We start from the raw sequence: 23262 nt of genomic DNA, 5'->3' as shown, positions 1-23262 counted from the left end.
CAGCCACGGCGCCCAAGGCCGAAGACCGCCGCATTCAGCTTCAATTAAGGTTAAAGCCGGTTAATCGCAGGGTTCCCGTGACGCAGCCCGCACAAAGCGTGACGAACTAACGTGAGGGAATTGATCATTACCGTTATAATCGCCACCTTTTCCCAGGCTATTCGACTTCAGACATGAGCCAGTCCAGCGACCCGATCAAATCGGCACAACGTACGATCCGCCTCGAGCTGGAAGCCGTCAAAGGCTTGCTGGCCCATATCGACGCAGACTTCGTACGCGCTTGCGAGTTGATTCTGTCCAGCAAAGGCCGAGTGGTGGTAGTCGGCATGGGCAAGTCCGGGCACATCGGCAACAAGATTGCCGCGACCCTGGCCAGCACCGGCACCACGGCCTTTTTCGTGCACCCCGCCGAAGCCAGCCACGGCGACATGGGCATGATTACCCGCGATGACATCATCCTGGCCCTGTCCAATTCCGGCTCGACCCACGAAATCATCACCCTGCTGCCGCTGATCAAGCGCATGGGGATCCAGTTGATCAGCCTGACCGGCAATCCTGACTCAGCGCTGGCCAAGGCCGCCGATGTCAATCTCAATGTGCATGTCGAGCATGAAGCCTGCCCGCTGAACCTGGCACCCACCTCATCGACCACCGCCGCGCTGGTGATGGGCGACGCCCTGGCAGTGGCCCTGCTGGAAGCCCGGGGCTTTACCGCCGAAGACTTCGCCTTTTCCCACCCGGGTGGCGCGCTGGGTCGCCGCCTGCTGCTGAAGGTCGAAGACGTCATGCACATCGGTGCCGACTTGCCGCAGGTGGCGCGCGGCACGCCGCTCAAGGACGCCTTGCTGGAAATGACCCGCAAGGGCCTGGGCATGACCGTGGTCCTGGAAGCCGATGGCACCCTGGCCGGGATTTTCACCGACGGCGACCTGCGCCGCTCCCTGGACCGCGCGATCGACTTCCAGCAGGCCAAAATCGAGCACGTGATGACCCTTCACGGCAAGACCGCCCGGGCCGACATGCTCGCCGCACAAGCCCTGAAGATCATGGAAGACAACAAGATCAACGCCCTGGTGGTGGTCGACGACAACGACCGCCCGGTAGGTGCCCTGAACATGCACGACTTGTTGCGCGCAGGGGTGATGTAATGGCTGACGACCTGCTCGAACGCGCCAGGCCCGTCAAGCTGGCGGTCTTCGACGTCGACGGCGTACTCACGGACGGACGCCTGCATTTCCTCGAGGATGGCAGCGAGTTCAAGAGTTTCAGCACCCTCGACGGCCAGGGCATGAAAATGTTGCGAGCCAGCGGTGTGACAATGGCCATTATCAGTGGTCGAACTAGCCCGGCAGTCCAGCATCGCGCCAAAAACCTGGGGATTACCCACCTTTATCAAGGCCGCGAGGACAAACTTGCGGTGCTCGACGAGCTTCTCGCGCAACTGGGCCTAAGCTATGAACAGGTCGCCTATCTGGGCGACGATCTGCCCGACCTGCCGGTGATTGTGCGGGTCGGCCTGGGCATGGCCGTTGCCAACGCCGCGAGTTTTGTCCGCGAACACGCCCACGGCATCACCGAGGCCCGTGGTGGTGAAGGTGCTGCTCGAGAATTCTGTGAATTGATATTACGCGCCCAAGGCAATCTGCAAGACGCCAACGCCGCGTACCTGTGAGTCATTTATGCTGAGTAAAAAGTTTCGCAACATCGTGTTCTTCGCAGCCATCGCCGCGCTGTTTGCGGCTGTCGGCTACTGGAACATCAGCCCCGAGCGCTTTCTCGACAAGCCGGTAGCCGCAGTCAACGAGAGCGAGATCGACTACTACGCCATCAACGCCCACAGCGTGCAGTTCCTGCCAGATGGCAAGTTGCAGTACGACATGACGTCCGACAAGGTCGAGCACGTCAAGGCCAGCGAAGTGACCTTGCTGACCAAACCGGACCTGCAGATGTATCGCGGCAGCGAATTCCCCTGGCACGTGCAGAGCGAACGTGGCGAGGTCAATCCTGACGGCACCGAGGTCGAGCTGATCGACTCGGTGCGCATTGCACGCACCGATGCCAAGAATCGCCCAATGGTCATCACCACCACACGCATGACGGTATTCCCCAAGCAACAATATGCGCAGACCCAGCAAGCCGTTAGAATCGACGGCGCTGGCGGTGTATCGACTGGTACCGGAATGAAGGCGTATTTGAAAGACAGCAGGATACACCTGCTATCGAACGTAAGAGGACAGTATGAGGCTCGTTAAAACCCTCCCTATTTTGCTCAGTCTGGGCGCAGCACTGGGAAGCGTGAGCGCCTGGGCCCTGCCGACCGATAGAGATCAACCTATCCGCATCCAGGCCGACGACGCCCAACTGGACGACAAGAACGGTATCGCCACCTACAAGGGCGACGTGATCATCACCCAGGGCTCGATGAAAGTCACCGGCAACACCGTGACCATCACCCGCACCGCGGCTGGTGATATCGACGTCGTGACCTCGGTCGGCAACCTGGCCTACTTCGAGCAGATGCAGACTGCGGGCGACTCCAAGCCCGTGCAGGGCTACGGGGTGACCATCCAGTACCACGCCTCGCAAGACCGCGTCGTGCTGATCGATCGGGCCAAAGTCGTCGACAAGGACGGCAACATTACCCAGGGCGAGAAAATCGTCTACGACACCAACAAAAAGCTCGCCAGCGCCGGTCGCGCCACGGGCAGCAAGGTCACTGAGCAACGTCCGCGGATCGACATGGTCATCCAGCCGAAAAAGAAAACTGACGAGCAAAAGGCCCAGTAATGGCAACTCTCAAAGCCCAGCACTTGGCCAAGAGCTACAAGAGCCGTCAGGTCGTGCGTGACGTCAGCCTGTCCATCGACAGCGGCCAGATCGTCGGCCTGCTTGGCCCTAACGGTGCCGGCAAGACCACCTGCTTCTACATGATCGTAGGCCTGGTGCAGGCCGATCAGGGTCGCGTACTGATCGACGACCTGGACGTCAGCCACCAGCCCATGCACGGTCGCGCGCGGGCAGGTATCGGCTATCTTCCACAGGAAGCGTCGATCTTCCGCAAACTGTCGGTTGCCGACAACATCATGGCCATTCTCGAAACCCGCAAGGAACTCGACAAGGCCGGTCGGCGCAAGGAACTCGAAAGCCTGTTGCAGGAGTTCCACATCAACCACATCCGCGACAACCTGGGCATGAGCCTTTCCGGTGGCGAACGACGCCGCGTGGAAATTGCCCGCGCCCTCGCCACCGCGCCGAAATTCATCCTGCTCGACGAACCTTTCGCCGGCGTGGACCCGATTTCGGTCGGCGACATCAAGCAGATCATCCATCACCTCAAGGCCAAGGGCATTGGCGTGCTGATCACGGACCACAACGTGCGTGAAACCCTGGACATCTGCGAAACCGCCTACATCGTCAACGATGGTCAACTGATCGCAGAAGGTGACGCTGAAACCATCCTGGCCAACGAACTGGTCAAGGAAGTGTACCTGGGCCATGAGTTCCGCCTTTAAGCTGCGAGGCGTCTGGTCTGCTGGCAGAGCGGATTGTCAATGAAAGCCTTAATATTTTTATTGTCATGACGCTCTAGGCAAACACTTCAGTTTCAGGCATATAATTTGCTTAAGTTTGGCGCTCCGGCGCCCTGTAGTGGATGGCGCACGTGCGCCGGCGAATAAGGTGTTAAGCCCCAGCCATGAAACCATCGCTAGTCTTGAGAATGGGCCAGCAGCTGACGATGACACCGCAGCTGCAACAGGCCATCCGCCTGCTCCAATTGTCGACCCTGGACCTGCAACAGGAAATCCAGGAAGCCTTGGAGTCAAATCCAATGCTCGAACGCCAGGAAGAAGGCGACGACTTCGATAACGCCGACCCGATGGCGGACAACATCGAGCACAAACCCAACACCGACGTCCAGGAACCCTCCTACCAGGAAACCGCCCCCACGGTGGATAACCTCGAGGAAGGAGAATGGAACGAGCGCATTCCCAATGAACTACCGGTCGACACCGCCTGGGAAGACGTCTACCAGACCAGTGCCAGCAGCTTGCCCAGCAACGATGACGACGAGTGGGACTTCACCACCCGCACCTCCGCCGGGGAAAGCCTGCAGAGCCACTTGCTCTGGCAATTGAACCTGTCCCCGATGTCCGACACCGATCGCCTGATCGGCGTGACCCTGATCGACTGCATCAACAACCAGGGTTACCTGGACGAAACCCTTGAGGAGATTCTCGAGGCATTCGACCCGGAACTGGACATCGAGCTGGACGAAATCGAAGCCGTCCTGCACCGCATCCAGCAATTCGAACCCGCCGGCATCGGCGCCCGCAACCTGGGCGAGTGCCTGTTGCTGCAATTGCGCCAGCTGGCCGCCAAGACCCCTTGGCTGGCAGAAGCCAAGCGCCTGGTCAGCGATTACATCGACCTGCTCGGCAGCCGCGACTACAGCCAACTGATGCGGCGCATGAAGCTCAAGGAAGACGAACTGCGCCAGGTCATCGAACTGGTCCAGAGCCTCAACCCGCGACCTGGCTCGCAGATCGAGTCCAGCGAAGCCGAGTACGTGGTGCCGGATGTGATCGTGCGCAAGGACAACGAGCGCTGGCTGGTGGAACTGAACCAGGAGTCGGTACCGCGCTTGCGGGTCAACCCCCAGTACGCCGGATTCGTCCGTCGCGCTGACACCAGCGCCGACAACACCTTCATGCGCAATCAGTTGCAGGAGGCGCGCTGGTTCATCAAGAGCCTGCAAAGCCGCAACGAAACCCTGATGAAAGTGGCCACCCAGATCGTCGAGCACCAGCGCGGCTTTCTCGAATATGGCGACGAGGCGATGAAGCCGTTGGTCCTGCATGACATTGCCGAAGCGGTAGGCATGCACGAGTCGACGATTTCCCGGGTCACCACGCAAAAATTCATGCATACCCCGCGCGGTATCTATGAGCTGAAATACTTTTTCTCAAGCCACGTCAGCACCTCCGAAGGCGGCGAATGCTCGTCCACGGCGATCCGCGCGATCATCAAAAAACTGGTTGCCGCGGAAAATCAGAAAAAGCCGTTGAGTGACAGCAAGATCGCTGGTTTACTGGAGGCACAAGGTATTCAGGTAGCCCGTCGTACCGTCGCCAAGTACCGCGAATCCCTCGGGATCGCGCCTTCGAGTGAACGCAAGCGATTGATGTAACGGGCCACGCCACAGCGTTCCAGGGTGTTTTCGAAATCTTTCGCAGACACCCTAGTGGCAGGCAACTCGGCCTGCCGCCTTATGCACTGGCAACGAAGGAGAAGCTGTATGCAAGTCAACATCAGTGGACACCAACTGGAAGTTACCGAACCTCTGCGCACCTACATCGGCGAAAAACTCGACCGGCTGGAGAGGCATTTCGACAAGATCACCAACGTGCAAGTCACGATGAACGTCGAGAAGCTGTTGCAGAAAATCGAAGCCACGCTGCATATCCCCGGCGGAGAAGTAGTCGCCAATGCCGAGCATACGGACATGTATGCCGCCATTGACCTGCTGACCGACAAGCTGGACCGTCAACTTAAAAAGCATAAGGAAAAGACCCAGAGCCTCCTCCAGGGCGCAACCGGTCGCTAACACCCCCATCCCATGATCCGACTTGAAAGCATCCTGACCCCCGGCCGTTCTTTGGTGAACGTGCCGGGCGGCAGTAAAAAACGCGCCCTCGAACAAATTGCCAACCTGATCGCCCGGGAAGTCCCGGATCTGGAGATGCAAGATGTCTTCGAGAGCCTGATCGCCCGTGAAAAACTCGGCTCGACCGGTTTTGGCAACGGCATCGCCATTCCTCACTGCCGTCTCAAAGGCTGCGAGGCGCCCATCAGCGCCCTGATGCACCTGGACGCACCTATTGATTTCGATGCCATCGATGGCGCTCCGGTCGACCTGCTGTTTGTTCTGCTGGTCCCGCAAGCCGCCACCGATGCCCACCTGGAGCTCTTGCGCCAGATCGCCAGCATGCTGGACCGCAAAGAAGTGCGCGATCGCCTGCGCAGCGCCAGCACCAGTGAAGCCCTGTACCAGGTTGTCCTGGACGAGCAAAACGGTCATTAATCATGCGTTTGATCATCGTCAGCGGCCGCTCCGGCTCCGGTAAAAGCACGGCCCTCAATGTACTGGAGGACAACGGCTACTACTGCATCGACAACTTGCCCGCCGGGTTGCTCCCTGAATTGGCCGAACGGGCGTTGATTCACAACGACATGGCCCAGCCACTGGTCGCCGTATCGATCGATGCGCGCAACCTGCCGAGCCATCTGTCACGCTTCCCTGATTTGCTCGAAGAAGTGCGTAACCGGCATATCCAATGTGATGTGCTGTACCTCGACGCCGATGAAGAAACCCTGCTCAAGCGCTTCTCGGAAACCCGTCGGCGCCACCCACTGAGCAACTCGCAGCGCTCGCTCGCCGAGGCTATCAAGGACGAGACCACCTTGCTGGGGCCGATCTCCGACCTCGCCGACCTCAAGCTCAACACCACCAACCTGAACCTCTACCAACTGCGTGACACCATCAAGTTGCGCCTGCTCAATCAACCCGAGCCGGGCACGGCCTTTCTGGTCGAGTCGTTCGGGTTCAAGCGCGGCATGCCGGTGGATGCAGACCTGGTGTTCGACGTACGCTGCCTGCCCAACCCCTACTGGAAACCGGAACTGCGCGCGCAATCCGGGCTGGACCAGCCGGTTGCCGAATACCTGGCCGCTCAGCCGGATGTCGAAGAAATGTTTGAAGACATCTCCAGCTACCTGCTCAAATGGTTGCCGCGCTTTGCCGCCAGCAATCGGGCCTACGTGACCATAGCCATTGGCTGCACAGGCGGGCATCACCGCTCCGTCTACCTGACCGAACGCCTGGGCCAGGTCCTGCAAAAAACCCTGAAGAACGTCCAGGTTCGCCACCGCGACCTTAGCTAAAGGATTCACACCGCGATGCCTGCTCTGGAAATTGAAATCATCAACAAACTGGGCCTGCACGCCCGCGCTTCAGCCAAGTTCGTCGGCGTTGCAGGCCAGTACCCGTGCCAGATCCGTGCAGGACGCACTCCAGAGTCGATGGTCGACGGCAAGAGCATCATGGCTATGATGATGCTGGCCGCAGGCAAAGGCACCCGCATCCACCTGAGCACCGAAGGCGAGCAGGAACAAGAAGCGCTGGATGCGCTGGTAGCACTGATCAACAACTACTTCGACGAAGGCGAATAAAGCCGTAATAGCCCGTAGCAGCTGCTACAGCGAGACAGCGACAACACGCCACAGCCCCCTACCCCAGCGCCGTATCCATCACCATCATCAGGCAAAACCCGATCAGCAAGCCGAGACTGGCAAGTTTCTCGTGGCCATTGCGGCGCGATTCGGGGATCACCTCATGAGTCACCACCAGCAGCATCGCACCCGCAGCAAGGGCCAGGCCCAACGGCAGGATCACCTCGGCCAGGCTTACCAGCCAGGCACACAGCAATGCAAACACCGGCTCGACCAACCCTGATGCGGCGCCGATCAGGAAGGCCTTGACCCGCGACATCCCGGCTCCCGCCAGTACCAGCGCGATTACCAGCCCTTCCGGCACATCCTGCAAGGCAATGCCCATGGCCAGGCTATCTGCGTCCGCCATGCCACCACCGGCCGAAACCCCCACTGCCATGCCTTCAGGAATGTTGTGGGCAATGATGGCGAACACGAACAGCCAGATGCGTGGCGGGATGACCGGGCGCTCCTGGGTGCCCACCAGCATCTCGGGGGTCGCACCGGACATCTGCCGATCCACCACAAACAGCCCGAACGCCCCCAGCATGATGCCGCAGCACATCAGGCCGCTGGCAGCCCAGGATGACAGCCCCAGACTTTCAGCAGCGGCGATTCCCGGCACAATCAGCGAAAAGGCCGTCGCCGCCAGCATTACCCCGGCGCCAAAACCCAGCAAGGTATCGCTGAGCGCCACTGGCATCCGCCGGATCACCAGCACCGGCACCGCCCCCAGGGCTGTGCCCAGCGCGCAGATCGCCCCGCCCTGCAGGGCCCGCATCAACTTTGGCTCAAGGTCGAGCCACGCCAGGCCATGGGCAACCAGCAAGGTGGTACCTGCCAGCAGCAGGAGCGAACCCAGCGCATAACGAAACATTCGCCCACTGCTGATCGTCAGTGTTTCAGTGCCCATAAGTGGCCTTAGGTCTTTTTATAGTGAAGGCTCAAGCCAGCGCAGCTTGATAGCGCTGCGCAACTTGCGGCCAATGGATCACGTTGTAAAACGCATTGATGTATTCCGGGCGACGGTTCTGGTAGCGCAGGTAATAGGCGTGCTCCCAGACATCCAGACCGAGGATTGGCGTATTGCCATTCATCAACGGGCTATCCTGGTTGCCACTGCTTTCCACCACCAGGGTCTTTTCCGGGGTAACGCTCAACCACGCCCAGCCACTGCCGAAACGGCTCAACGCGGCCTTGGTGAAGGCCTCCTTGAAGCTGTCGAAACCACCCAATTGAGCATCGATCGCCTTGGCCAACTCGCCTGCTGGCAGACCACCACCGTTGGGCACCATGACCGCCCAGAACAACGAATGGTTGGCATGCCCGCCACCCTGGTTGATCACCGCTGCGCGCAGCTTTTCCGGCAATTGCTGGACACTGGCCACCAAGCGCTCCACTGGCCACTCGGCAAACTCGGTGCCCTCCACTGCAGCATTGAGGTTGTTGATGTAAGTCTGGTGGTGCTTGGTGTAGTGGATCTCCATGGTCTGCGCATCGATATGCGGTTCCAAGGCATCGTAGGCGTAAGGCAGGGCCGGCAGGGTAAAAGCCATTTTAATGAGCTCCATAAAAAGCGCGCGCAGCATTAGGCTGCGCTGCGGTATCGATGTGCAGCAGACGGTGGGTACGCGGGTACTCGCCGTACTCGCTGATGAAAGTGAGCAGCTCGACATAAGTCTTGCTGCTTTGACGCAGTGCCGCCTCGCGCAAGGCCGGTGCCTGGCGCGGGTCCTGCAGGGTCTGCAACAGCAATTGATGGATGGCGCACAGGTATTCGGCGCTCTCCTCCGGCTGGTTCAGGCGCAGATGCAGGTCGGCGAGGTTGTGATGGGAGATCACACAGGCGGCGACCGCCTCGTCCGCGTCCGCCCAGCGAGCGAACAGCACCTGCGCCAGTGCCAGGGCCTGCAGGTAGGCCTCGCGAGCATCGACCAACTCGCCCAGCATGAAGCAGCGGTTGGCCCTTTCGATCGTGCGTTTCCAGTGCTCCATGGTGAGCCTCCTATGCGGTGACAGTGATTACACGCCGCCTGCGGTGAGCTTTTCCGGATTAAGCAGCTCTTCCAGTTGGCTTCGCGACAGGTCGGTGTATTCGAGGGCCACGTCGATCACCGGGCGACCTTGCTGATAGGCGGTCTTGGCGATTTCGGCGGCCTTCTGGTAACCAATGATCGGGTTGAGCGCAGTGACCAGGATCGGATTGCGCGACAGTGCTTCCTTGAGCTTGGCCTCATTGACCTTGAAGCTGGCAATGGCCTTGTCCGCCAGCAGGCGACTGGAGTTGGCCAGCAACTCGATGCTGCTCAGCAGATTCTGGGCAATGATCGGCAGCATCACGTTCAGCTCGAAGTTGCCCGACTGCCCGGCGACGGTGATCACGCTGTCATTGCCGATCACTTGCGCGGCCACCATCGCGGTCGCTTCTGGAATCACCGGGTTGACTTTGCCCGGCATGATCGATGAGCCAGGCTGCAGCCCTTCGAGCTCGATTTCACCGAGGCCGGCCAAGGGGCCCGAGTTCATCCAACGCAGGTCGTTGGCGATCTTCATCAGCGATACGGCAGTCGCCTTGAGCTGCCCGGACACCGCCACGGCGGTATCCTGGGAGCCGATCAAGGCAAACAGATCCTTGCCCGGGGTGAATGGCACCTTGGTCAGGCTGCTCAGTTGCTGGCTGAAACGTGCCGCGAACTGCGGGTGCGCATTGATCCCGGTGCCCACCGCCGTGCCGCCCTGGGCCAGGGATTGCAGGGCCGGCAACAGGTTGTGCAAATGGCCGATGTTGGCCTTGAGCTGCTGCGCCCAACCGTTGAGTACCTGGCTCATGCGCACGGGCATGGCGTCCATCAGATGGGTACGCCCGGTCTTGATGAACGGGTGAACCTGCTCGGCCTTGCGCTCGATCACCTGCACCAGGTGCTCGAGCGCCGGCAGCAGTTGTTCGTGCAGCGCCAGCGCGGCGCTGACGTGGATGGTGGTGGGAATGATGTCGTTGCTGCTCTGGCCGCAATTGACGTGGTCGTTGGGATTGATCGGCTCGCCCAACAGGCGACTGGCCAGGGTGGCCAACACTTCGTTGGCGTTCATGTTGGAACTGGTGCCGGAGCCGGTCTGGAAAATATCCACCGGGAAGTGCGGCATGAAATCCCCTTCAAGCAGACCCTGGGCCGCATCGACAATGGCCTTGCCCTGGGCTTCGCTCAGTTGCTGGAGCTCCACGTTGGCCTTGGCTGCCGCCGCCTTGGCGAGGATCAGCGCGCGAATGAACTGCGCAGGCATGCGCTGGCCACTGATGGGGAAGTTGTCCACGGCACGCTGGGTCTGTGCGCCGTACAAGGCGTCTACCGGGACTTGCAACTCACCCATGCTGTCACGTTCGATACGGGTATTACTCATCGGGAAATCCTTGCACCAGTTCAATGAGGGGAATGGAGGGCAGCAACTCGCAGGTCGCCAGTTGCCAGGTGTAGCTTTGCCAGCGCTTGAGTCGGCATTTGCACAAAGACAGGCGCTCCAGGTCGCGCAGCGGTCGCCAGGCCTGGTCCAGGCAGAGGCTGCGCCAATGCCAGGGCAAGGCGACATCGGCAGCGGTGTCCAGAAGCAATCGAAATGAGGTTTCAGCGACGGTCCAGGCCGAAGTGGCCGTACAACAGGACAGATACCGGCCTTCGGCCAGGTAATGTTCGATCAGGCGCGGTTCGTCAGGATCCAGCGCACAGCGGATCTGACGACTCATCCAGCGCCAGCTTTCGAGGTAAGGCTGCTCGTGCAAGGCAGAACTCATGACCCAGGCTCATTCGATAATGAGATTTATTATTAGATGATAATGAGAACCAAAACAACCCCGCCATCAATATTGAACTCATTGTGCGAGCCCGAGCAAGGCCCATAAAAAAAGGCGCGCCATCCGATGGGATGGCGCGCCTTTTTGGCAACGGTATGGTTTAGCTACCCGCCACCGTCATCCGCTCGATCAGTACCGAGCCGGTGCGAATGTTGCTGCGCAGTTCCAGGTCATTACCGACGGCCACGATCTGCTTGAACATGTCGCGCATGTTGCCGGCAATCGTCACCTCCTGGACCGCGAACTGGATTTCGCCGTTCTCGACCCAGAACCCCGCCGCACCCCGGGAGTAGTCGCCGGTCACCATGTTCAGCCCATGGCCCATCAACTCGGTCACCAGCAGGCCGCGACCCATGCGCCGCAACAGCGCTGCCTGGTCTTCATCACCATGGGTGACGAACAGGTTGTGCACGCCGCCTGAGTTGGCGGTGCTCGGCATACCGAGCTTGCGGCCGGAATAGGTACCCAGCACGTACGATACCAACTCGCCGTTTTCGACGAACGGCTTGGCGTAGGTGGCCAGGCCATCACCGTCGAACGCCGAACTGCCCATGGCGCGCATCAAGTGCGGGCGCTCATCGATGGTCAGCCACTCAGGAAACAGTTTCTGGCCCAGTGCACCCTCGAGAAACGACGACTTGCGGTACAGATTGCCGCCGGAGATCGCCCCCAGAAAACTGCCAAACAGGCCACCCGCCAGTTCGGCGGAAAACAGCACTGGCACTTCACAGGTCGGTACCGGCCGTGCGCCCAGGCGGCTGGCGGCACGCTGCGCGGCGCGTTGGCCAATGCTCAACGGATCGGCCAGCAAGTTGCCCTGGCGATTGACGTCATACCAGTAGTCGCGCTGCATCTGGCCATCCGCCTCGGCGATCATCACGCAACTGAGGCTGTGGCGGGTAGACGCATAACCACCGATGAAACCATGACTGTTGCCATACACCCGGCAGCCCTGATGGGTGCTGAGGGTGGTGCCATCGGCATTCTTGATCCGGCTGTCGGCGGCAAAGGCGGCGGCTTCGCAAGCCAGGGCCTTTTCGATCGCCTGCTCAGGCGTGATGTCCCAGGCGTGGAACAGGTCGAAGTCCGTCAGGTCCCTGGCCATCAGCGCGGCATCGGCCAGGCCCGAGTGTTCGTCTTCGGAGGTGTGCTTGGCGATCGCCAGTGCCGCGGCAACGGTTTCACGAATTGCCTCGGCGCCACTGGCCGAGGTGCTGGCCGAGCCTTTGCGCTGGCCAACATACAAGGTGATGCCAAAGCCCTGGTCGCGGTTGAACTCAACCGTTTCGACTTCCCGCTGGCGTACCGATGTCGACAGGCCCTGCTCCAGAGACACAGCCACTTCGCAGGCACTGGCACCCTGGCGCTTGGCTTCGGCGATGATCTGCTCGACTTGCTCTTGCAGTGCCGGCAACGCTTGTGGGCCGACGCTTTCAACTGCACTCATGCTGTTCTCCACTCAAATTCTGCTTTCGGTTAAGGCCATCGAGCGACCGGGCCGGACAAGCGGCCCCCGACTGGTTATCATGGCGGCGTTTCTTTGCGGACGGCCACCATGGTTGATTCTTACGACGACTCCCTCGATACGGGAGAAAAAAGCAAATCCCAGGTCAAACGTGAGCTGCATGCTCTGGTTGACCTTGGCGAGCGCCTTACAACACTCAAGCCTGACTTGCTGGCAAAACTGCCTTTGACCGACGCCTTGCGCCGGGCACTGGCCGATGCGCCCAAGCACACCGCGAATATCGCGCGTAAACGGCACCTGCAGTTCATTGGCAAGCTGATGCGCGATCAGGACACCAGTGCCATTCTGGTACTGCTGGACCAACTCGACGCCTCCACTCGCCAATACAACGAACGTTTCCACGGTCTGGAACGCTGGCGTGATCGCTTGATCGCCGGCGACGACGCTGTCCTGGAAAAATTCGTCATCGAGTACCCGGACGCGGACCGCCAGCAATTGCGCTCCTTGATCCGTCAGGCTCAGCACGAGGTTGCGCAAAACAAACCTCCTGCTTCCAGCCGTAAAATCTTCAAGTACATCCGCGAGCTGGACGAGACACAACGCGGCCTGCGTTGAACCTCGTCGCGGATGGGTTGCCTGGCAACCCATCCGCAGCTCCATCCCTTACGCGCCCGTGCCACCCACGGTGATCGCGTCGATTTTCAAGGTTGGCTGGCCGACACCCACCGGCACCGACTGCCCATCCTTGCCACATGTCCCTACCCCACTGTCCAGCGACAGGTCGTTACCGACCATCGACACCCGACTCATGGCTTCCGGCCCGTTGCCGATCAGGGTTGCGCCCTTGACCGGTGCGGTAATCTTGCCGTCTTCGATCAGGTACGCTTCGCTGGTGGAAAACACGAACTTGCCACTGGTGATGTCAACCTGGCCACCACCGAGGTTGGCGCAATAGATGCCCTTCTTCACCGAGGCGATGATTTCTGCCGGATCGCTTTCGCCACCGAGCATGTAGGTATTGGTCATGCGGGGCATCGGCAGGTGCGCATAGGATTCGCGACGACCGTTACCGGTGCGTGCCACGCCCATCAGGCGCGCGTTGAGCTTGTCCTGCATGTAGCCCTTGAGCACGCCGTTTTCGATCAGCGTGGTGCACTCGGTCGGTGTGCCTTCGTCATCGACGCTCAACGAGCCACGGCGACCGGCCAGGGTACCGTCGTCGACAATGGTGCACAGCTTCGAGGCGACCATCTCGCCCATGCGGCCGCTGTAGGCCGAACTGCCCTTGCGGTTGAAGTCGCCTTCCAGGCCGTGGCCCACCGCTTCGTGCAGCAACACCCCGGACCAGCCCGAGCCCAGCACGACGGGCAAGGTGCCGGCCGGCGCCGGAATCGCTTCCAGGTTCACCAGCGCCTGGCGCAGGGCCTCGCGGGCGTAACCCATGGCACGGTCTTCGGCCAGGAAGTAGCGGTAGTCGGTACGCCCGCCACCACCGTGACCACCGCGTTCACGACGGCCGTTCTGCTCGACGATTACGCTGACGTTGAAGCGCACCAGGGGCCGCACATCCGCCGCCAGGCCACCGTCGGTGGAGGCCACCAGAATCCGTTCCCAGACCCCGGCCATGCTCACGGTGACTTGCTGGATGCGTGGATCGAGCGCGCGCGTGGCCACGTCGATGCGCTTGAGCAGCTCGACTTTTTCCGCACGGCTCAACACTTCCAGCGGGTTATCCGGCGCGTACAGCTGGGCGACGTCCTGGGTGGTAAAGGCCTGCACCGTGCCGTTCTGTCCGGCGCGGGAGATCGAACGGGCCGCACGAGCGGCCAGGCCCAGGGCTTCCAGGGTGATGGCATTGCTGTAGGCAAACCCGGTCTTCTCACCCGATTGCGCCCGCACACCCACACCCTGGTCCAGATTGAAGCTGCCTTCCTTGACGATGCCGTCTTCCAGCGCCCAGGACTCGGAGATCTGGCCCTGGAAATACAGGTCGGCGGCATCGATGCCCGGCCCCGCCAGGTCACCCAGCACGCTTTGCAGGTTCTCGATGGTCACGCCGCCTGGCGCTAGCAGATGTTCACTGACTGAGGACAACAACTCGCTCATAGGTTTACGCCTTAATTCAACGTTCTGAGGCAGGTCGCTGTGCGCCCTGCGAGAAAAAGCGCCGGTGACTGGACACCGGCATCCGCGCCCTGATGGACGCCTGTTCGCTGCTATCACGTGTGGCCAGCAGCACGGCCTCGCCTTGGTCCTGCTGGGCCAGCACGCGCCCCCAGGGGTCGACAATCGCGGCGTGACCAAAGGTCTCGCGCGGCCCCGGGTGCGTGCCGCCCTGTGCGGCCGCCAGCACATAACACTGGGTCTCGATGGCGCGTGCCCGGATCAGCACCTCCCAATGGGCCGCACCGGTCACCGCGGTAAACGCCGCAGGGGCGGTAATCAGCTCAGCCCCGGCGGCGCGCAATTCGCTGTACAACTCGGGGAAGCGCAAGTCGTAGCACACCGTCAGGCCAACCCGGCCTACCGGTGTCTGGGCAACCACCACCGCACTGCCATGAGCATAGTCATCGGATTCACGGTAGCGCCCCCGATTGTCCGCCACATCGACATCAAACAGATGCAGCTTGTCGTATCGCGCTACGGTTTCGCCATGCTCGTCGACCAGCAACGAGCAGGCATTGGCCTTCGCCTGGGGTTGATCCCGCGGCGGCAACGGCAGGGTGCCCGCGACTATCCATAACTTGAGGTCGCGGGCGGTCTGTTTCAACCACGGCAGGATCGGACCATCGCCCAACGCCTCGGCGCGGCCAAGGTCAGCGACGTCGCGCCGCCCCATGGCGGCGAAGTTTTCCGGCAGCACGGCCAGGCGCGCACCACCCTCGGCGGCCTGCTCGAGCAACTTGCGGGCCTGGGCAAGATTGGCCAGCACATCGCTCTGGCTGACCATTTGAATCACCGCAAGAGACATGGCGCACTCCGTTTCAGGTATGCGGCCATGCTACTCCATAGGCCCTTTGCGTGCGGGGGGAAAAAGCGCCTCAAAAAGGTTTTTCAAAGGTGATCTTCGGCTCTTTCACCGGACCTTTGACGGTGTATTTGACGCTGGCAAATCGCGCCACACGATCACCGATCAGTTTGTCGATCAGGAACAACGCACCACCCACCGCCGGCGCGCCGACGATCAGCGCGGCGATTGGCAGGTTATTGGTCAGCGGCAGGGTCACCAGCACCTTGGCATCGATACGGTCAGCGACCATGTCCAGGGTGCCGTTGAGCTCCAGGTTGCTCGACGGCCCGGTCAAGGTAATCGGCTCGCGGGTGACAAACACCCCGTTGCTGGCGACCAGCAGGCCCTTGACCCGGTCGTAGCTCAAGCCCTTGTCGAACAGGTCGGAGAAGTCCAGGCGCAAGCGTCGGCCAATCGAGTTGAAGTTGAGCAGGCCGAACACCCGCAGCGCCTGGGCACCGCCTTCGACTTCGACCATCTGCCCCTTGTTCAGCGTGGCATCCAGGCTGCCGGAGTAACGTTTCAGTCCGACCCAGGCCGGCGAACCGGGCCACCGCCCGTCGATATCCAGGTGGAAGTTGTCACTGGTCACCGTCGGCGCGAACCCCCAGCCCTTGAGCACATCCGCGAGGTTCTTGCCCTCAAGTCGGCCTTTGTACCAACTGCTGGTGGTGCCCGGTACGCCTTCCCAGCCGCCCGCACCCTGCAACTGCATGCCCTTGAGCCCCAGGTTCATGCTGTTGAACGCCAGCCCCTTGGCAGTCGGCCGCACTTTCAAGGACCAGGCGCCTACCAGGTCCTTGCCCTGGAACAGCTGAGCGATGTTGATATCCAGCGCCGGCACCTTCGTCGGGTCGACCGAAGCCAGCGGATCCGGGGCGTTTTCGTCGGCCTGCACCGCGGGGTCCGGCGCCGGCAGGCGCACGTACTGCAGGTTCACGGCAATCGGTGCGCCCTTGGCATCCGGTAGCCCGACCGTGCCCTTGACCTGCTGGCTATCGAGTTGCAGTCCCCAGGCCGCTGGCTTGCGATCCAGTTGTACCCGCGCCTGGTCCAGGGTGGTGCCGAATCCCGTGAGCTTGCCGACCCGGAAGTCAGCACCGCTGAGCAACTGCTTGGCGCTGCCCCCCGGATCCTGCCCGGCATAACGATCGACCAGGGCCTTCCAGGGTTCCACATCCAATTCCGAGAGCACACCACGAATACGCAGGCCCTTGGCGCCCGGCAGTACCGCGTTGCCGCTGCCGAGGAACAACTCACCGCGACCCTCGGCAAAATTGCTCGCCGGCGCGGCGAAGGTGAAGTCCGCAAGGTCGCCGTAGTCGAGCCAATAGCGCCGCTCGGCGCCCTGCAGGGTCATGCGAAACACCGTGTCGCGGCCTTGTGCCGCCGGCATGCCAAAGGGTGCTGGTAAATCAACCGCGACGCCCTTGAGGCTGGAGCTGACCATCAACTGGCTGTCGGCGCCGTCGAGGTTGAGCTGCAACTGATAGGGAATGTCGCCGGAAACCGGCAGCGACTGGCTGACTTTGAGCCAATCAGTGAGCTTTTTCACCGTGACCTGGCCGGACGCGACGACCCGGGTATTGATCTTGCCACCCTTGCCATCGGCGAAGATCTGCGCGCTCACCGGCCGGTCGAAAGCCCGCGCGGTAATGCCCTGGCCACTCAGGCCCTTGCTGCTGTCAAAGCGGAAGTCGCCCTTGAGCTGAGTCAATTCCAGTTCCGGCTCGCTGAGCTTGAGGCGTGCCTTGGCAGTCTTGAAGTCCACCAGGATCTTCGGCTCCTCACCCTTTTCCAGGGGGATATCGAGCTTCAGCTTGCCTTGCAGGTCACCCTCGCCCTGCCAACCGGCAAAGGTCGGACCGGTGCCGATCGGCGCCTCCTGCAGAATCTTCACGCCATCGCCCAGACCACCGGCAAAGGCGCCGTCGATGTACATGTGGCTGTTCTTGCCCGCTGGCACATGGGGAATGTTGACGAAGACATCGCGCACCTGGGTATCGAGCAGTTGCCCTTGGCTTGCCAGGATGCGCACGCCACTGTCCTCGACGAACACATCGCCGCTGATCTTGCTCAGGTGCGGCCAGCCCGGCTGGAATGCCAGCTGCGCGTCGTGCACCTTGAAGAATAAGCTGATGCTGCGTGCGGCCTCGACCGCATCATGATTCAGCGAGCCCTGGTACTGGAAGAAGCCCTCATCGACCGCGCCCTTGAGAATGGCGGTACGCAGCCATTCGTCCAAACCGGGACTGAGGACCGTGGGCAAGTACTTGGCGGTGTAGCGCCCATCACCCTCCAGCAGGCCGACCCGCAGGTCCATGTAGTCTTCCTGGGTGGGATCGAAGTGCAGGCGAATCAGGAAGTCACCAGCAATCTTGCCCTCCTCCCCCAGCACTTTCAGGTACGGTGCGATCAGCGTGAAGGCTTGCTTGTCGAGCTTCCAGGTCAACCGCGCATTGGCCTGGATGTACTGCCATGGCTTGGCGAAGATCGGGTCCAGGTGCAGGGAGAAGTCCTTGCTGTCCATGCGCAGCTCGCCCTGCCCGAGGTCGCCGCTGATGCTCCCGGACACGTTACGAGCCGCGGGCGCACCGTGATAGGCATCAAAACCGACCTGCTGCAGATTGGCGGCGAAGCTGAACTTGCTGTCGTCGGTGGCTTCGGGGCGGATATCGAGCAACACGTTGCGCAAGGTACCGGTAACCTTGAGTCGCTCCACCACCGTGGCAAAGCCTTCGGGCAATGGCCCCAAGGCATTGAGGATCGGGGTGATGGGGGTCAGGTCGAGGCGATCGGCCTGTAGGTGCCAGAGCTCCTGGTTTTTTTCCGTGGTGGCCGTCTGCTGCAATTGCAGGCGGGTTTCCCAGCGAGTCTCACCGAGGTTCAGGGCCAGCGAATCCAGGCTCAACTTGAAGCCTTCGGCGCTGCGCTGGAAATAACCGTTGAGCGCCAGATTGTTGATCTGCACCGGCTTGCGCTCGGCGTAGGCGCCCTTGAATTGCGGGGCATTGAGGCGAATCGCGGCGCTCTGCAAGACGCCCTTGCCCCAACTCGCCCACAACTCGCCACCGGCCCTGATCTGGGAAAACTGCCATTGCTGGGTGATTCTCGCCGGCAACCAGCGCGCCCAGTCACTTTGCGGCAGGCTCAGATAGGCGTCGACCTCGGCGTCTTGCCACTGACTGGCGCGAATCCGGCTGCGCAGGCTCATGGCCAGCGGTTGGCCGTCGGGCAGGGTCAACCGCGCGTCGAGGCGCTGCCGGCTACTGCCAGTCTTGAGGCTCAGGCCCACGTAAGTCAGGGTCAGCGGCGGCTGATCCAAAGGTTGCAGGGTGATCTGGCTGTCGAGCACCGACAGCTGGGAGACCATCTGCATCTGGTTCAGCAGTTGCTCGGGGTCCAACGGCTTGTCCTGCTGCACCGGCAGGCCTTCGAGCGACCATTGACCGTCGGCACCTTCCTTGAGGCTGATCTTCAGGCCATTGAGCTCAAGGTGCTGGACGCGAACCGCGCGCGACAGCAGACTGTCCCAGACATTGGGCACCACCCGCACCTGATCCAGCTGCAAGGCATTGACGCCCTCCCCGACCGTTACGTCGTGGGCCAACAGGACCGGCGACATACCGCTCCAGCGCCCTTCCAGGCTGCCGATTTGCAGGGGCATGCCGAGCGCTTCACGGGCTTTGGCCTCGACCTCGGTCCGATACTCGGCCACCAGCGGAAACAACTCCCGCCCCAGGTTGACGTAAAGCGCGACCAGCACCAGCAGCAACGCGCAAAGCCCCAGCCCCCAGCGGGTCAGCGTGCCCAGAATGCGGATCAGACGTTCCATGTCAGTGGGTCCCCATGGAAAACAGGTTTCGCGAGTACAGGCCCGCCATCAGTCGCACAACGCAGCGATTCAGAGCAACACCACGTCGTATTGTTCCTGGGAGTACATGGTCTCCACCTGGAACCGGATGGTACGGCCAATAAAACCTTCCAGCTCGGCGACGTTGCCCGACTCTTCGTCGAGCAGCCGGTCGACCACTTTCTGGTTGGCCAGCACCCGATAACCTTCGGCCTGATAGGCCCGCGCTTCCCGCAGGATCTCGCGGAAAATTTCATAGCACACGGTTTCCGGCGTCTTCAGCTTGCCCCGGCCCTGGCAACTGCTGCAAGGCTCGCACAGGACCTGCTCGAGGCTTTCACGGGTGCGCTTGCGCGTCATCTGCACCAGGCCCAACTCGGTGATCCCGATGATGTTGGTCTTGGCGTGATCACGCTCCAGTTGTTTCTCCAGCGTGCGCAACACCTGGCGCTGGTGTTCCTCATCTTCCATGTCAATGAAGTCGATGATGATGATCCCGCCCAGGTTGCGCAGGCGCAGTTGCCGGGCAATCGCAGTCGCCGCTTCCAGGTTAGTCTTGAAGATAGTCTCTTCGAGGTTGCGGTGCCCGACGAATGCACCGGTGTTGACGTCGATGGTGCTCATGGCCTCTGCCGGGTCGACCACCAGATAGCCGCCGGACTTGAGCGGCACCTTGCGCTCCAGGGCTTTCTGGATTTCGTCTTCGACGCCATACAGGTCGAAGATCGGCCGCTCGCCGGGGTAGTGCTCCAGGCGGTCGGCAATTTCCGGCATCAATTCGGCGACGAACTGTGTGGTTTTCTGGAAGGTCTCCCGCGAGTCGATGCGGATCTTCTCGATCTTCGGGCTGACCAGGTCGCGCAGAGTACGCAGGGCCAGGCCGAGGTCTTCGTAAATTACGTTGGGTGCACCGACGGTCTTGATCTGCGCGCCGATCTGGTCCCACAGGCGCCGCAGGTAGCGGATGTCCATCAGGATCTCATCGCCCCCCGCGCCTTCGGCGGCGGTACGCAGGATGAAGCCGCCCGCTTCCTTGATACCTTCCTTGGCCACGCAATCGGTGACCACCTGTTTGAGGCGCTCGCGCTCGGCTTCGTCCTCGATCTTCAGCGAAATACCGACATGGGCGGTGCGCGGCATGTACACCAGGTAGCGCGAAGGAATCGACAGCTGGGTGGTCAGGCGTGCACCTTTGGAGCCGATCGGGTCCTTGGTGACCTGCACCACCAGGCTCTGGCCTTCATGCACCAGGGCGCTGATGCTCTCGACCGCCGGCCCCTCGCGCAGGGAGATTTCCGAGGCGTGGATGAACGCCGCGCGATCCAGGCCGATATCGACGAACGCTGCCTGCATCCCCGGCAACACTCTGACCACCTTGCCTTTGTAGATGTTGCCGACGATGCCGCGCTTCTGGGTACGCTCGACATGCACCTCTTGCAGGACACCGTTTTCGACCACCGCCACGCGTGATTCCATCGGCGTGATGTTGATCAGAATCTCTTCACTCATGGCAGGATCTCGTTCAGGCATGTTCACGATTATGGCCGCATCAAGTCAGTACGGCGCAGAGCGCGCGATAAGGGTTTGCCAACAGGGTATGCCGAAATGGCCGAGCAGCTCGCAGGTTTCGCACAGGGGCAGGCCAACCACGGCCGAGTAGCTGCCATTGAGCCCGCTGACGAATACCGCCCCGAGCCCTTGAATACCATAGCCGCCAGCCTTGTCATGGGGCTCGCCGCTGGCCCAGTAGGCGCTGGCCTCGGCCTGGTCGATGGAGCGAAAACGTACCAGGCTGCGCACCACGCGCGACTCGCAACGCTGACCATCAAGCACGGCAACCGCAGTTAACACTTCATGTTCGCGCCCGGCCAGGCCCAGCAACATCGTCTGCGCCTCGGCTTGATCCCGCGGTTTGCCGAGAATCCGCCCGTCGAGCACCACGGCGGTGTCGGCGCCCAGCACGCACGCCGGGGCGGCGGATTGTTCGCTGCTCAGCGCGGCGTAACCCGCCTGGGCCTTGCCGCGCGCCAGGCGCTCGACATAGGCCGCAGGGGATTCGTCTGTCAGAGGGGTTTCATCGATGTCCGCGCTGATGGCGGTGAATGGCACGCCGATCTGCGTCAGCAGCTCACGCCGGCGTGGCGAACCTGAGGCGAGGTAGAGCGCAATCATCAAGACATCTCCCTGTCGAGGTGCGGGCAAATGCCTGACCGAATTAGTTGATTTTGTAGCGGCGGCTCAACCCACGCAATCCGAAGCTGACCCAGGGCCAGAGCAACGCGCTGATCAGCGCAGGCAAAAGCACAGCCAGGGTCTGGCGGTTTCCGGTCAAGGCGCTGAGCCACAGCTGCAGCAACTGCGCGAGCCCCAGGATCACCATGATCACCAGGCTTTGCTGCCACATCGGGAACATCCGCACCCGCTGTTGCAGGGTCAGGATCAGAAAGGTGATCAGGGTCAGGATCAACGCGTTGTGTCCCAGCAACGTGCCAAACAGCACGTCCTGGGCAATCCCCAGGCAGAAGGCCGTGAGCATCCCGACTTTCTGCGGCATCTCCAGCGCCCAGTAGGCCAGCGGCAAGGCGAGGAACATCGGGCGCAAGATCTCGACATGGGGAAAGGGCACGACGCTGAGCAGCAAGCCAATGGCGAATGTCAGCCAGATCATCCAGCCATTACGGGAACGGGTACTGGCCATTATTCTCTACCCTGGGTCGTGGCTGCGGGTGTCGTCGCGGGCGGCTTGGGGACTACTGGCTTGACTGGCGCTGCCTGGACCGGCGGTTTTGCTGGCTTGGCCGGCGTCACCGGCTTGGGCGCAGTTGCGGGCGCCGCTACCGGTGCTGCAGGCGCTGCCGCCGGGGCAGCAGCAGGTGCTGGCGCCGGCACGACGACAGCGCTGCCGAGGTGCTGATCCTGCACGTCCTGAGCTTGGGCGGCTTCGTTGGCGCGCTCTTCCGGGGTACGGCTATCGCTGAAGACCAGCAGCATGTAGCGGCTGCGGTTGAGCGCCGCCGTCGGCACCGCCCGCACAATGGCGAACGGCTGGCCCGAGTCGTGGATCACTTCCTTGACCGTGGCCACCGGATACCCTGCCGGGAAACGCTGGCCCAGGCCGGAGCTGACCAACAGGTCGCCTTCCTTGATGTCGGCGGTGTCCGCCACATGGCGCAACTCCAGGCGCTCCGGATTGCCGGTGCCGCTGGCGATGGCGCGCAAGCCGTTACGGTTGACCTGCACCGGAATGCTGTGGGTGGTGTCGGTCAGCAGCAACACTCGCGAGGTGTAGGGCATCAGCTCGACCACCTGGCCCATCAGGCCCCGGGCATCGAGCACCGGCTGTCCCAGCACCACGCCGTCGCGCTCACCCTTGTTGATGATGATGCGATGGGTGAACGGGTTGGGATCGACGCCGATCAACTCGGCCACTTCGACCTTTTCATTGACCAGTGCGGAGGAGTTGAGCAACTCGCGCAGCCGAACGTTCTGCTCGGTCAAGGCCGCCAGCTTCTGCATGCGTCCCTGCAACAGCAGGTTTTCGGTCTTGAGTTTTTCGTTTTCGGCGACCAGCTCGGTGCGGCTGCCAAACTGGCTGCTCACGCCTTGCCACAAACGCTCAGGCAGATCGGTGACCCAATAGGCGTCCATCAAGACCAGCGACATCTGACTGCGCGCAGGCTTGAGAACGTCAAAACGGGCATCGACCACCATCAATGCGACCGATAGCACAGCCAGCACCAGAAAGCGCACGCCCAATGAGGGGCCCTTGGTGAAAAGCGGTTTAATAAGCCGCTCCTCCCAGGCAAATGTTCTGTTTA

The 23262-nt window shown here is 61.5% G+C and carries 24 protein-coding genes; 11 read left to right on the top strand and 13 right to left on the bottom strand.

Going from position 1 to position 23262, the window contains the following annotated elements; translation table 11 throughout:
* Nucleotides 1-173: 173 nt before the first annotated feature.
* From ACM6IP_RS03315 to ACM6IP_RS03270, 10 genes are all read left to right on the top strand, one after another.
* Nucleotides 174-1148 (top strand): KpsF/GutQ family sugar-phosphate isomerase, encoded by a 975-nt coding sequence (locus ACM6IP_RS03315; protein ID WP_159993780.1) that lies wholly within the window; start codon nucleotides 174-176, stop codon nucleotides 1146-1148.
* The gene (locus ACM6IP_RS03310; protein WP_401129287.1) at nucleotides 1148-1672 is read left to right on the top strand and encodes a KdsC family phosphatase; all 525 of its coding nucleotides are present in this window, start codon (nucleotides 1148-1150) and stop codon (nucleotides 1670-1672) included. The genes ACM6IP_RS03315 and ACM6IP_RS03310 overlap by 1 nt, the downstream gene beginning before the upstream one ends.
* A 7-nt stretch (nucleotides 1673-1679) precedes the next feature.
* The gene (lptC, locus tag ACM6IP_RS03305; RefSeq protein WP_095169354.1) at nucleotides 1680-2252 is read left to right on the top strand and encodes an LPS export ABC transporter periplasmic protein LptC; all 573 of its coding nucleotides are present in this window, start codon (nucleotides 1680-1682) and stop codon (nucleotides 2250-2252) included.
* Nucleotides 2239-2787: a lipopolysaccharide transport periplasmic protein LptA gene (gene lptA, locus ACM6IP_RS03300; RefSeq protein WP_095169353.1), complete on the top strand. Its 549-nt coding sequence runs from the start codon at nucleotides 2239-2241 to the stop codon at nucleotides 2785-2787. Before lptC ends, lptA begins: the two co-directional genes overlap by 14 nt.
* A complete protein-coding gene (gene lptB, locus ACM6IP_RS03295; protein ID WP_095169352.1) occupies nucleotides 2787-3512 on the top strand; it encodes an LPS export ABC transporter ATP-binding protein in 726 nt (241 codons plus the stop codon). Before lptA ends, lptB begins: the two co-directional genes overlap by 1 nt.
* 182 nt (nucleotides 3513-3694) lie before the next feature.
* The gene (locus tag ACM6IP_RS03290; RefSeq protein ID WP_095169351.1) at nucleotides 3695-5188 is read left to right on the top strand and encodes an RNA polymerase factor sigma-54; all 1494 of its coding nucleotides are present in this window, start codon (nucleotides 3695-3697) and stop codon (nucleotides 5186-5188) included.
* Between the two features lie 108 nt (nucleotides 5189-5296).
* Entirely contained in the window at nucleotides 5297-5605 is a 309-nt protein-coding gene (gene hpf, locus ACM6IP_RS03285; RefSeq protein WP_003178005.1) for a ribosome hibernation-promoting factor, HPF/YfiA family, read from the top strand.
* A 12-nt stretch (nucleotides 5606-5617) separates the two neighbouring features.
* Nucleotides 5618-6082 (top strand): PTS IIA-like nitrogen regulatory protein PtsN, encoded by a 465-nt coding sequence (gene ptsN / locus ACM6IP_RS03280; RefSeq protein WP_095169350.1) that lies wholly within the window; start codon nucleotides 5618-5620, stop codon nucleotides 6080-6082.
* A 2-nt stretch (nucleotides 6083-6084) separates the two neighbouring features.
* Nucleotides 6085-6942, top strand: coding sequence for an RNase adapter RapZ (gene rapZ / locus ACM6IP_RS03275; RefSeq protein WP_320333656.1), 858 nt, complete (start codon nucleotides 6085-6087; stop codon nucleotides 6940-6942).
* A gap of 15 nt (nucleotides 6943-6957) precedes the next feature.
* Entirely contained in the window at nucleotides 6958-7230 is a 273-nt protein-coding gene (locus ACM6IP_RS03270) for an HPr family phosphocarrier protein (protein ID WP_095169348.1), read from the top strand.
* A 58-nt stretch (nucleotides 7231-7288) separates the two neighbouring features.
* On the opposite strand, the gene ACM6IP_RS03265 is transcribed toward ACM6IP_RS03270, so the two are convergent.
* The 6 genes from ACM6IP_RS03265 to pmbA form a co-directional block, all read right to left on the bottom strand.
* Nucleotides 7289-8182, bottom strand: coding sequence for a ZIP family metal transporter (locus tag ACM6IP_RS03265; protein ID WP_095169347.1), 894 nt, complete (start codon nucleotides 8180-8182; stop codon nucleotides 7289-7291).
* Between the two features lie 31 nt (nucleotides 8183-8213).
* Entirely contained in the window at nucleotides 8214-8825 is a 612-nt protein-coding gene (locus ACM6IP_RS03260; RefSeq protein ID WP_159993772.1) for a superoxide dismutase, read from the bottom strand.
* A 1-nt stretch (nucleotide 8826) separates the two neighbouring features.
* Nucleotides 8827-9264, bottom strand: coding sequence for a hypothetical protein (locus ACM6IP_RS03255; protein ID WP_095169345.1), 438 nt, complete (start codon nucleotides 9262-9264; stop codon nucleotides 8827-8829).
* A 27-nt stretch (nucleotides 9265-9291) separates the two neighbouring features.
* The gene (locus ACM6IP_RS03250) at nucleotides 9292-10668 is read right to left on the bottom strand and encodes a class II fumarate hydratase (RefSeq protein WP_095169344.1); all 1377 of its coding nucleotides are present in this window, start codon (nucleotides 10666-10668) and stop codon (nucleotides 9292-9294) included.
* A complete protein-coding gene (locus tag ACM6IP_RS03245) occupies nucleotides 10661-11056 on the bottom strand; it encodes a FagA protein (RefSeq protein WP_095169343.1) in 396 nt (131 codons plus the stop codon). Before ACM6IP_RS03245 ends, ACM6IP_RS03250 begins: the two co-directional genes overlap by 8 nt.
* Before the next feature lie 160 nt (nucleotides 11057-11216).
* Entirely contained in the window at nucleotides 11217-12563 is a 1347-nt protein-coding gene (gene pmbA / locus ACM6IP_RS03240; protein WP_095169342.1) for a metalloprotease PmbA, read from the bottom strand.
* A gap of 108 nt (nucleotides 12564-12671) precedes the next feature.
* On the opposite strand from pmbA, the gene yjgA reads away from it, so the two are divergent.
* Nucleotides 12672-13196 carry a ribosome biogenesis factor YjgA gene (gene yjgA, locus ACM6IP_RS03235; RefSeq protein ID WP_095169341.1) on the top strand — a complete coding sequence of 175 codons (525 nt, stop codon included), beginning with the start codon at nucleotides 12672-12674 and terminating at the stop codon, nucleotides 13194-13196.
* A 48-nt stretch (nucleotides 13197-13244) separates the two neighbouring features.
* On the opposite strand, the gene tldD is transcribed toward yjgA, so the two are convergent.
* The 7 genes from tldD to mreC all read right to left on the bottom strand — a co-directional run bounded on the left by tldD (nucleotide 13245) and on the right by mreC (nucleotide 23230).
* Nucleotides 13245-14687 (bottom strand): metalloprotease TldD, encoded by a 1443-nt coding sequence (gene tldD / locus ACM6IP_RS03230; RefSeq protein WP_095169340.1) that lies wholly within the window; start codon nucleotides 14685-14687, stop codon nucleotides 13245-13247.
* A 16-nt stretch (nucleotides 14688-14703) separates the two neighbouring features.
* Nucleotides 14704-15552: a carbon-nitrogen hydrolase family protein gene (locus tag ACM6IP_RS03225; RefSeq protein WP_414860940.1), complete on the bottom strand. Its 849-nt coding sequence runs from the start codon at nucleotides 15550-15552 to the stop codon at nucleotides 14704-14706.
* A 70-nt stretch (nucleotides 15553-15622) separates the two neighbouring features.
* A complete protein-coding gene (locus ACM6IP_RS03220; RefSeq protein ID WP_414860939.1) occupies nucleotides 15623-19426 on the bottom strand; it encodes a YhdP family protein in 3804 nt (1267 codons plus the stop codon).
* 69 nt (nucleotides 19427-19495) lie between these two features.
* Nucleotides 19496-20953: a ribonuclease G gene (gene rng, locus ACM6IP_RS03215; protein ID WP_095169337.1), complete on the bottom strand. Its 1458-nt coding sequence runs from the start codon at nucleotides 20951-20953 to the stop codon at nucleotides 19496-19498.
* 45 nt (nucleotides 20954-20998) lie between these two features.
* The gene (locus ACM6IP_RS03210; RefSeq protein ID WP_414860938.1) at nucleotides 20999-21616 is read right to left on the bottom strand and encodes a Maf family protein; all 618 of its coding nucleotides are present in this window, start codon (nucleotides 21614-21616) and stop codon (nucleotides 20999-21001) included.
* A gap of 43 nt (nucleotides 21617-21659) precedes the next feature.
* Nucleotides 21660-22142, bottom strand: a complete 483-nt coding sequence (gene mreD / locus ACM6IP_RS03205) for a rod shape-determining protein MreD (RefSeq protein ID WP_095169335.1) — start codon at nucleotides 22140-22142, stop codon at nucleotides 21660-21662.
* The gene (gene mreC / locus ACM6IP_RS03200; RefSeq protein ID WP_095169334.1) at nucleotides 22142-23230 is read right to left on the bottom strand and encodes a rod shape-determining protein MreC; all 1089 of its coding nucleotides are present in this window, start codon (nucleotides 23228-23230) and stop codon (nucleotides 22142-22144) included. Before mreC ends, mreD begins: the two co-directional genes overlap by 1 nt.
* Nucleotides 23231-23262 lie beyond the last annotated feature (32 nt).

It is taken from the genome of Pseudomonas sp. IT-P176 (assembly GCF_949767245.1).
Lineage (GTDB): Bacteria > Pseudomonadota > Gammaproteobacteria > Pseudomonadales > Pseudomonadaceae > Aquipseudomonas.
This window is presented reverse-complemented; position numbering and strand designations above follow the sequence as displayed.

Excerpts from the sequence above, each read along its gene's own strand:
- ACM6IP_RS03290 (WP_095169351.1), top strand. The coding sequence starts at position 3,695 with ATGAAACCATCGCTAGTCTTGAGAATGGGCCAGCAGCTGACGATGACA.
- ACM6IP_RS03220 (WP_414860939.1), bottom strand. The coding sequence starts at position 19,426 with ATGGAACGTCTGATCCGCATTCTGGGCACGCTGACCCGCTGGGGGCTG.
- mreD (WP_095169335.1), bottom strand. The coding sequence starts at position 22,142 with ATGGCCAGTACCCGTTCCCGTAATGGCTGGATGATCTGGCTGACATTC.
- ACM6IP_RS03265 (WP_095169347.1), bottom strand. The coding sequence starts at position 8,182 with ATGGGCACTGAAACACTGACGATCAGCAGTGGGCGAATGTTTCGTTAT.
- lptC (WP_095169354.1), top strand. The coding sequence starts at position 1,680 with ATGCTGAGTAAAAAGTTTCGCAACATCGTGTTCTTCGCAGCCATCGCC.
- ACM6IP_RS03245 (WP_095169343.1), bottom strand. The coding sequence starts at position 11,056 with ATGAGTTCTGCCTTGCACGAGCAGCCTTACCTCGAAAGCTGGCGCTGG.
- ACM6IP_RS03210 (WP_414860938.1), bottom strand. The coding sequence starts at position 21,616 with ATGATTGCGCTCTACCTCGCCTCAGGTTCGCCACGCCGGCGTGAGCTG.
- ptsN (WP_095169350.1), top strand. The coding sequence starts at position 5,618 with ATGATCCGACTTGAAAGCATCCTGACCCCCGGCCGTTCTTTGGTGAAC.
- pmbA (WP_095169342.1), bottom strand. The coding sequence starts at position 12,563 with ATGAGTGCAGTTGAAAGCGTCGGCCCACAAGCGTTGCCGGCACTGCAA.
- ACM6IP_RS03250 (WP_095169344.1), bottom strand. The coding sequence starts at position 10,668 with ATGAGTAATACCCGTATCGAACGTGACAGCATGGGTGAGTTGCAAGTC.
- ACM6IP_RS03270 (WP_095169348.1), top strand. The coding sequence starts at position 6,958 with ATGCCTGCTCTGGAAATTGAAATCATCAACAAACTGGGCCTGCACGCC.
- rng (WP_095169337.1), bottom strand. The coding sequence starts at position 20,953 with ATGAGTGAAGAGATTCTGATCAACATCACGCCGATGGAATCACGCGTG.
- yjgA (WP_095169341.1), top strand. The coding sequence starts at position 12,672 with ATGGTTGATTCTTACGACGACTCCCTCGATACGGGAGAAAAAAGCAAA.
- rapZ (WP_320333656.1), top strand. The coding sequence starts at position 6,085 with ATGCGTTTGATCATCGTCAGCGGCCGCTCCGGCTCCGGTAAAAGCACG.
- lptA (WP_095169353.1), top strand. The coding sequence starts at position 2,239 with ATGAGGCTCGTTAAAACCCTCCCTATTTTGCTCAGTCTGGGCGCAGCA.
- hpf (WP_003178005.1), top strand. The coding sequence starts at position 5,297 with ATGCAAGTCAACATCAGTGGACACCAACTGGAAGTTACCGAACCTCTG.
- tldD (WP_095169340.1), bottom strand. The coding sequence starts at position 14,687 with ATGAGCGAGTTGTTGTCCTCAGTCAGTGAACATCTGCTAGCGCCAGGC.
- ACM6IP_RS03260 (WP_159993772.1), bottom strand. The coding sequence starts at position 8,825 with ATGGCTTTTACCCTGCCGGCCCTGCCTTACGCCTACGATGCCTTGGAA.
- ACM6IP_RS03255 (WP_095169345.1), bottom strand. The coding sequence starts at position 9,264 with ATGGAGCACTGGAAACGCACGATCGAAAGGGCCAACCGCTGCTTCATG.
- ACM6IP_RS03315 (WP_159993780.1), top strand. The coding sequence starts at position 174 with ATGAGCCAGTCCAGCGACCCGATCAAATCGGCACAACGTACGATCCGC.
- ACM6IP_RS03310 (WP_401129287.1), top strand. The coding sequence starts at position 1,148 with ATGGCTGACGACCTGCTCGAACGCGCCAGGCCCGTCAAGCTGGCGGTC.
- lptB (WP_095169352.1), top strand. The coding sequence starts at position 2,787 with ATGGCAACTCTCAAAGCCCAGCACTTGGCCAAGAGCTACAAGAGCCGT.
- ACM6IP_RS03225 (WP_414860940.1), bottom strand. The coding sequence starts at position 15,552 with ATGTCTCTTGCGGTGATTCAAATGGTCAGCCAGAGCGATGTGCTGGCC.